The organism is Agromyces binzhouensis (genome assembly GCF_004135055.1).
GTDB lineage: Bacteria > Actinomycetota > Actinomycetes > Actinomycetales > Microbacteriaceae > Agromyces > Agromyces binzhouensis.
On sequence record NZ_SDPL01000130.1, the window covers coordinates 1 to 7,349 of the forward strand.

At 71.2% G+C, this 7,349-nt stretch carries 7 protein-coding genes; 3 read left to right on the plus strand and 4 right to left on the minus strand.

What is annotated here, in order from left to right:
- From ESO86_RS08240 to ESO86_RS08255, 4 genes are all read right to left on the minus strand, one after another.
- The coding region (locus ESO86_RS08240; RefSeq protein ID WP_165307510.1) for a glycoside hydrolase family 3 protein at positions 1-1,191 on the minus strand (1,191 nt) is incomplete at its 3' end.
- Positions 1,188-2,078, minus strand: a complete 891-nt coding sequence (locus tag ESO86_RS08245) for a carbohydrate ABC transporter permease (RefSeq protein ID WP_129234465.1) — start codon at positions 2,076-2,078, stop codon at positions 1,188-1,190. The genes ESO86_RS08245 and ESO86_RS08240, both read right to left, overlap by 4 nt.
- A complete protein-coding gene (locus tag ESO86_RS08250; protein ID WP_129234466.1) occupies positions 2,075-3,106 on the minus strand; it encodes a carbohydrate ABC transporter permease in 1,032 nt (343 codons plus the stop codon). Before ESO86_RS08250 ends, ESO86_RS08245 begins: the two co-directional genes overlap by 4 nt.
- 7 nt (positions 3,107-3,113) lie before the next feature.
- A complete protein-coding gene (locus ESO86_RS08255; RefSeq protein WP_129234467.1) occupies positions 3,114-4,406 on the minus strand; it encodes an ABC transporter substrate-binding protein in 1,293 nt (430 codons plus the stop codon).
- On the opposite strand from ESO86_RS08255, the gene ESO86_RS18735 reads away from it, so the two are divergent.
- From ESO86_RS18735 to ESO86_RS08265, 3 genes are all read left to right on the plus strand, one after another.
- Entirely contained in the window at positions 4,363-4,554 is a 192-nt protein-coding gene (locus ESO86_RS18735; RefSeq protein WP_165307508.1) for a hypothetical protein, read from the plus strand. The genes ESO86_RS08255 and ESO86_RS18735 overlap by 44 nt on opposite strands.
- A complete protein-coding gene (locus ESO86_RS08260) occupies positions 4,551-5,741 on the plus strand; it encodes an ROK family transcriptional regulator (RefSeq protein ID WP_376929673.1) in 1,191 nt (396 codons plus the stop codon). Before ESO86_RS18735 ends, ESO86_RS08260 begins: the two co-directional genes overlap by 4 nt.
- Before the next feature lie 226 nt (positions 5,742-5,967).
- Positions 5,968-7,239, plus strand: a complete 1,272-nt coding sequence (locus ESO86_RS08265) for a multidrug effflux MFS transporter (RefSeq protein WP_129234469.1) — start codon at positions 5,968-5,970, stop codon at positions 7,237-7,239.
- Positions 7,240-7,349 lie beyond the last annotated feature (110 nt).

The window sequence follows — 7,349 nt, forward strand, 5'->3', positions numbered from 1 at the left end:
GAGGTCGGCGTCGGCGAGGCCGAGTCCGGCGAGCGCGGACGGCACGGGCGTCCAGTCGGCGTCGAGCAGCCCGAGCTGGGCCTTCTGCCGCAGCACGCGCCGCAGCGCCGTGTCGATGAGCCCGACGTCCACCGCCCCGGCCTCCACGGCCGCGCGCAGCGGGTCGCCGAACGCCTTCACGGTCGGGAGTTCGACGTCGAGCCCCGCCTCGAGTGCCGCGGCTGCGGCATCCGCCCAGGTGTCGGCGACGCCGTGCAGCAGCTTCAGGAACGCCACCGCGAAGTAGTCCGCGACGACCGTGCCGTCGAAGCCCCAGGTCTCGCGCAGCAGTTCCGTGAGCAGCCGCCGGTCCGCTGCCGACGGCACGCCGTCGAGGTCGGAGTACGAGTTCATGACGCTGCGCGCCCCGCCCTCGCGCACCGCCATCTCGAACGGCGGCAGGAGCACGTCGCCGAGCTCGCGCGGTCCGATCGAGACGGGAGCGAGGTTGCGTCCGGCCTTCGAGGCCGAGTAGCCGACGAAGTGCTTCAGCGTCGCCACGAGGCCGGATGTCTCGAGCCCGCGCACGTACGCGGTGCCCACCGTCGCGACGAGGTAGGGGTCCTCGCCGATGGTCTCCTCGACGCGGCCCCAGCGCGCGTCGCGGACGACGTCGAGCACGGGCGCGAGGCCCTGGTGCACGCCGACCGAGCGCATGTCGGCGCCGATGCGCCGAGCCATCCGCTCGACCAGCGCCGGGTCGAATGACGCGCCCCACGACAGCGGAACGGGGTAGGCGGTCGCACCCCACGCGGCGAAGCCCGCGAGGCACTCGTCGTGCGCGATCGACGGGATGCCGAGGCGGTTCGCACCGACGATGCGCCGCTGCATGCGCGCGAGCGAGAGCGCGCCGACCGCCGCGTCGACGGGCGCCGTGCCGAACGGACGCGTCACCTGGCCGAGGCCCGACGGGAGCAGCGCGTCGAGGTCGACGTCGTCGTTCAGGTCGTGCTGGTGCGGGGCGACGTCGCCGCCGCCGTCGTCGGCCGCGCCGACCCACACGCCGTAGAGCTGCGCGAGCTTCTCGTCGAGCGTCATCTCGGCCATCAGCGCCGCCACGCGCTCGTCGATGGGGCGCGCGGCGTCGCGCCACGCGGCATCCGCCACCTGTGTCGCCCCGCCGATGGGGGTCGAGCCGTCGAGCGCGGTCATCCCTTCACCGCCCCGGTGAGGCCGCCGACGATCCGGCGCTCGAACACGCTGAAGAAGATGAGCGCGGGGATCATCGACAGCGACGTGAACGCGAGCACCTTCGCCGTGTCGACGGAGTACTCCGAGGAGAACGCCTGCACGCCGAGCGGCAGGGTGAAGGCCGCCTGGTCGTTGAGGATGAACAACGGAAGCAGGTAGCTGTTCCAGCTTCCGACGAACGCCAGGATGCCGACGGTCACGACGCCGGGCACCGAGAGCGGCAGCACCATCCGCCAGAAGAAGCCGAGTCGGCTGCAGCCGTCGATCGCGGCCGCCTCCTGGATCTCCTCGGGGATCGCACGCAGGAAGGGCACCAGGATGATGATCGTCACCGGAAGCGCGAACGCGATCTGCGGCAGGATCACCCCGCCGAGCGAGTTCATGAGGCCGAGCGAGCGCACCACGATGTACAGGGGGGTGATCGCCACGGTGAGCGGGAACATCAGGCCGGCGGCGAAGAGGGCGTACAGCGCTCCGCGTCCGGCGAAGTTGTAGCGCGCCAGGACGAAGCTCGCCATCAGGCCGAGCACGATGACGCCGAGCGTGGTCGCGAAGCCCACGATGGCGGAGTTCAGCACCTGACGCCAGAACACCTCGCCGGTCAGCACGTCCAGGTAGTTCGCGAAGACCCACGGGTCGGGCAGCCCCGACGGGTCCACCGTGATCTGCGAGTTCGTGCGGAAGCCGCCGATGATGATGTAGGCGATCGGCGCGAGCATCAGTCCGATGACGACCAGTGCGACGAGGTACACGATCGGGCTCGCGGCCCGCAGACGGGGCGACTTCGATGGACGGCCGCGTCGACGGAGCGGAAGCACCGCGGCCGCGGTCTCGGGGTAGGCGGTCATCGCTGGAACCGGCCCTTCTTCTGGTCTCCGGTGATCGCGCCTTCGGTGTCGCGTCGGAGGACGAATCGCTGGTAGACGAGTGCCACCACGAGTGAGATGACGAACAGGACGACGGCCACGGCGTTGCCGTATCCGAAGTTGCCGGCGTTCCTGCCCTCGGCGACCATGTACGTCGCCATGGTGGAGGTGCCGGCGGTCGAGGCGACGTACTGGCCCCAGATGATGTACACGAGGTCGAACAGCTGGAGTGATCCGATGATCGACAGGAACGCCCAGATCCGGAGCGTCGGGCCCATCAGCGGCAGCGTGATGTGGCGCTGGATCTGCCAGAACGTCGCACCGTCGATCGCGGCGGCCTCGTTGAGCTCGTCCGGGATGCCCTGCAGGCCGGCCAGGAAGAGGATGACGGCGAAGCCGATGTACTTCCAGGTGATGATGCCCATGAGCGTCCAGATGGCGAGATCGGGATTGCTCAGCCAGTCCTGGGCGAGGAAGCCGAGGCCCATCTTCTCGAGCTGGTCGTTGACCGCGCCGTTCGTCTGGAGCATGAGGCTCCAGCCGGTGCCGACCACGACCTCGGCGATGACGTACGGGACGAAGATGAGGACGCGGATGATCGACTGGCCGCGCATCCGGCGATTCAGGAGCAGCGCGAGCAGGAACGCCGCGGGCCCCTGCAGGAGCAGCGACAGCACCACGATCGTGCCGTTGTGCAGCACCGCCTCCTGGAAGGCCGGATCCTGGACGATGGTGAGGTAGTTCCGGAACCCGATGAAGTCGGTGGGCGGTCCGAAGCCCTTCCAGCTGAAGAAGCCGTAGTAGGCGGCCATGACGACCGGGAAGATCACCAGGCCGAGGAAGACGATGAGTGCCGGACCGACCAGCAGGGCGATCTCGAGCCTGGCGCCCCAACCGTTGCCGCGACGGCGCCGGGGGGACGGGGGCGTCGCCTGGGCGACGCCCCCGTCGCGGTGCGCGGGCCCTGTCGGCACGTCGATCTCCGTCGCAGAGTCCACGCGAGCGGTCATCGCCTGATCACTCCTTGGCGGCGGCCGCGTCGACGGCCTCGATGATCTGCTCGGGCGAGCCGCTTCCCGCGAGCATGTCGACGACCGCGACGTTCAGCGCGTTGCCGACGTTCTGCCCGTAGACCGTGTCGAGCCACTGCGACGCGTAGGGCGCCGCGTTGTACGCCTCGAGGATCTGCTGCAGGTAGGGCTCGGTGACCGCCTCCTGGGCGACCGTGTTCACGGGCGGCGCGTTGAAGGCCTCGTAGTAGGCCTGCTGCACGTCGGCGGTGCCGATGTAGTTGAGGAAGTCCACGCACGCGTCGGGGGCATCCACCGAGCACGAGTAGCCGTCGACGCCGCCCATCATCGAGCCGGGCTCGCCGTCGCCGCCCTCGACCTCGGGGAACGGGAACCAGGCGAGGTCGGGGAGCGGCTGCTGGTCGGGCGTGAGCGAGGCGATCACGCCCGGGTTCCAGGCGCCCATGAGTTCCATCGCGGCCTCGTGGTTCGCCAGGAGACCGGCGGAGCTGCCGGCGCCCTGCTGGGCCGACGTGGTGAGGAACCCCTGGTTGAAGGGCTCGGTGTCGGCGAAGTCCTGCAGGTCCTCACCCGCGCGGACCCAGCACTCGTCGCTGAAGTCGCGCTCGTCGGCGGCCTTGGCGAGCGTGTCCGGGCTGCACTCGCGGAGGGCGAACCAGTAGTACCAGTGGGCGGCCGGCCAGGCGTCCTTCGCGCCGAGCGCGATCGGCGCGACTCCCGTCTCCTTCAGCTTCGCGACGGCGTCGTCCAACTCGTCGACCGTGGTCGGGTTCTCGGTGATGCCGGCCTCGTCGAAGAGGTCCTGGCTGTAGAACAGTCCGCCGGGCAGCACCGCGATCGGCATCGCGTAGACCTTGCCGTCGAGGGTGTTCGCCGAGTAGGCGGCGTCCGGGATCTCCTCCGCGGCCGCCCCGGTGATGCCGTCGGTGAGGTCCTTGAGCTGGCCGGCCTCGACCATGGCGGCCATCTTGCCGCCGCCGCGCTGGAGGAAGACGTCCGGCGCGTCGCCCGCGTTGAGGGCCGTCTGGAGCTTGCCGTCGAGGTCCTCGTTCTGGATCGCCTGGATGTCGACGGTGACCCCGGGGTTGTCGGCCTCGAAGTCGGCGACGGTCTGCTCCCAGAACTCCTTGCCCGGACCCGTCGAGGCGTTGTGCCAGAGCGTCAGTTCGACGTCTCCGCCGTCCTGCGAGTCTCCCGCACTGCACCCCGCGAGGGCGCCGGCTGCGAGGAGTGCGGTGGTTCCGATCACCGCGATCCTGCCGATGCTGCGTCTGTTCATCATTGAACCTCTCGAAAATTTCGACGTCAACGTCGAAAGTGATGTGGACGTGATGAATATACGCCTCAGCCGATATGCGGTCAAGCGCAACAAATCTGGCGAGGGTGGCCCCGTTCGCTCGCTCGCGAACCTAGAGTGGTGCGCGTGACCGACCGAAACGGCAGTACCGGGAGTTTCGACGGGGTGCATCGACGCAACCTGGCGAGGATCCTCGGACTCGCGCACCTCGAGGGACCGCTGTCCCGGGCCCGCATCACCGCGCTCACGGGGTTGAACCGTTCGACCGTGGCCTCCCTCGCCGGCGAGCTCGTCGAACTCGGGCTCGTCGAGGAGCGCGCTCCCGACCCCACCAATCGCGTCGGGCGCCCGTCGCCCGTCGTCGCAGCGGACCCCGGTGTCGTCGCGGTCGCCGTGAACCCCGAGGTCGACGCCGTGACCCTCGCGGCCGTCGGTCTCGGCGGTCGGATCGACGCTCGCGAGCGCATCGAGGTCGATGAGCTCGTGACGCCCGAGCGCACCGCGCTGCTCGTCGCCGACGCGATCCGGCGCTGGCGCGACGGCGACCTCGCCCACGCCCGATTCGCCGGCGTCGGACTCGCGGTCCCCGGCCTCGTGCGCACCTCCGACGGGCTCGTCCGGTTCGCGCCGCACCTCGAATGGCACGAGGCGCCCGTGCGCGAGTTCGTCGAGGAGGCCACGGGCCTGCCCGCCTCCGTCGGCAACGATGCGAGCCTCGGAGCGCTCGCCGAGCACCTCTTCGGAGCAGGACGCGGCGTCGACGACCTGGTCTACCTGAACGGCGGCGCGAGCGGCATCGGCGGCGGCCTCGTCGTGCACGGCCGTGCCGTCGAGGGCCGGAGCGGGTACGCGGGCGAGTTCGGCCAGAACCGACCCGGGATCGCCTCGCCCGGGGATCGCCGCGCGGGCGGCGGCGTCCTCGAGGACGAGGTCGGTCGCGCGAGGCTCCTCGAGGCCCTGGGGCTGAGGACGGCGGACGAGCCGACCCTGGCCGGCGCCATCCGCTCGGCCGTCGACGCCGGCGACCCGGCGATCGCCGCAGAGCTCGATCGGCAGCGCCGCATCCTCGCGACCGCCCTCGCGAACGCCGTGAACGTGCTGAACCCGTCGCTCGTGATCCTCGGCGGGTTCCTCGCGACGCTCGCGGAACTGGATCCGGCCGCACTGAGGGCCGCGGTCGCCGCCCAGGCCATGCCCGCGGCGATGGAGGACGTCGACGTCGTGGTCGCCGCACTCGGCGAGGATCGCCTCATGATCGGCGCCGCCGAACTCGCGTTCGCGAGGCTCCTGGCGGACCCGCTGTCGGTCGCCGGCTGACGGGCCGAGGGCGCCGGGAGCCGCCGCCGGGTCGCCTCGGCTTGCGTCCACGGGGGGTCGGGGCGCTACACTCGAAGCTCAGTCGAATCGATTCGAGGCCACGACGGCCGAGATCGCTCCCGGCGGCGCCCCACGGGGCGCCGTTCCTGTTCGCCCGGCGCCCGACGGTGCGCGCCAGCACAGCCGCCTCCGCACGTCCGCACTCCAGCACGCCTCGGGAACCGCCATGTCCACCGCCTCCATCCCCATCGTCCGACCGGACGACTACACCGCCGCCCGCCACCCCGGCGACCTCCTCAGCCGCCGCCAGCGCCTCGTCTACGTGCTGGTGCTCGGCGCGCTCACCGCGCTCGGCCCGTTCACGGTCGACCTCTACCTCCCCGCGTTCCCCGCGCTCGAGTCCGAGTTCGGCGTCGGCGCCGCCGCCGTGCAGATCACGCTGACCGGCACGATGATCGGCTTCGGCCTCGGCCAGCTCGTCGTCGGCCCGTGGAGCGACAAGGTCGGACGCCGGCTGCCCCTCATCCTCGCGACCGCCCTGCACATCGCCGCGTCGATCGCGGCCGCGCTCGCGCCCGACATCGCCTGGCTCGCGTTCTTCCGCCTCATGCAGGGCTTCGGCGCCGCCGCGGGCGGCGTGGTCGCGATGGCGATGGTCCGCGACCTGTTCGGCGGCAAGCCGCTCGTGCGCATGCTCTCGCGCCTCGCGCTCGTCAACGGCCTCGCTCCCGTGATCGCGCCGGTCATCGGCTCGCAGCTGCTCGCCTTCATGGACTGGCGGGGCGTCTTCTGGGTGCTCGCCGGCTACGGCGTCGTCGTCGTCGTCTCGGTCGCGTTCCTGATCGTCGAGACGCTGCCCGAGTCGCGCCGCCACGTGGCGGGCCACTCGTCGATGCGCGAGCGCTACCGCGCGCTCTTCCGCGACCGCGTCTACCTCGGCGCCGCGATCATCGGCGGCATGACGTTCACGGGCCTGTTCGCGTACCTGACGACCTCGTCGTTCCTGTTCCAGCAGGTGTACGCGTTCAGCCCGCAGGAGTTCGGCCTGATCTTCGCGGTGAACTCCGTCGGCGTCATCATCGGCGTGCAGACCGCGTCGAGGCTCATCCGCGGGCCGATCCCGCCGCAGTACGTGCTCGCGGGCGCGACCATCGTGCACGCCGCGATGGCGATCGCGATCATCGTGCTCGACTCGTCCGGCGCCGGCTTCTGGGGCACCGCGATCCCGCTGTGGATCTACATCACCGCATGCGGGTTCAGCTTCCCCTCCGTGCAGGTGCTCGCCCTCGCGCACCACGGCGCCGAGGCCGGTACGGCTGCGTCGCTGCTCGGCGCGCTGAACTTCGGCCTGGCGGGCGCGATCTCGCCGCTCATCGGCCTGTTCGGCGTCGACAGCGCGGTGCCGATGGCGGCGTTCATGCTCGGTGCCGCGGTGATCGCGATCGCCTCGGTCTGGCTGCTCGTCCGCCCGAAGACGGTCCCCGCGCTCAGCGACTGATCGCGCAGGGGGCGGATGCCGCGTGCCGCATCGGCCGCGGCATCCGCTCGTCGCACGAGCCCGGGCGCGGCCCGGCCCGGGGCGCCGTCCTGCGCGGGGTCCGAGGCACG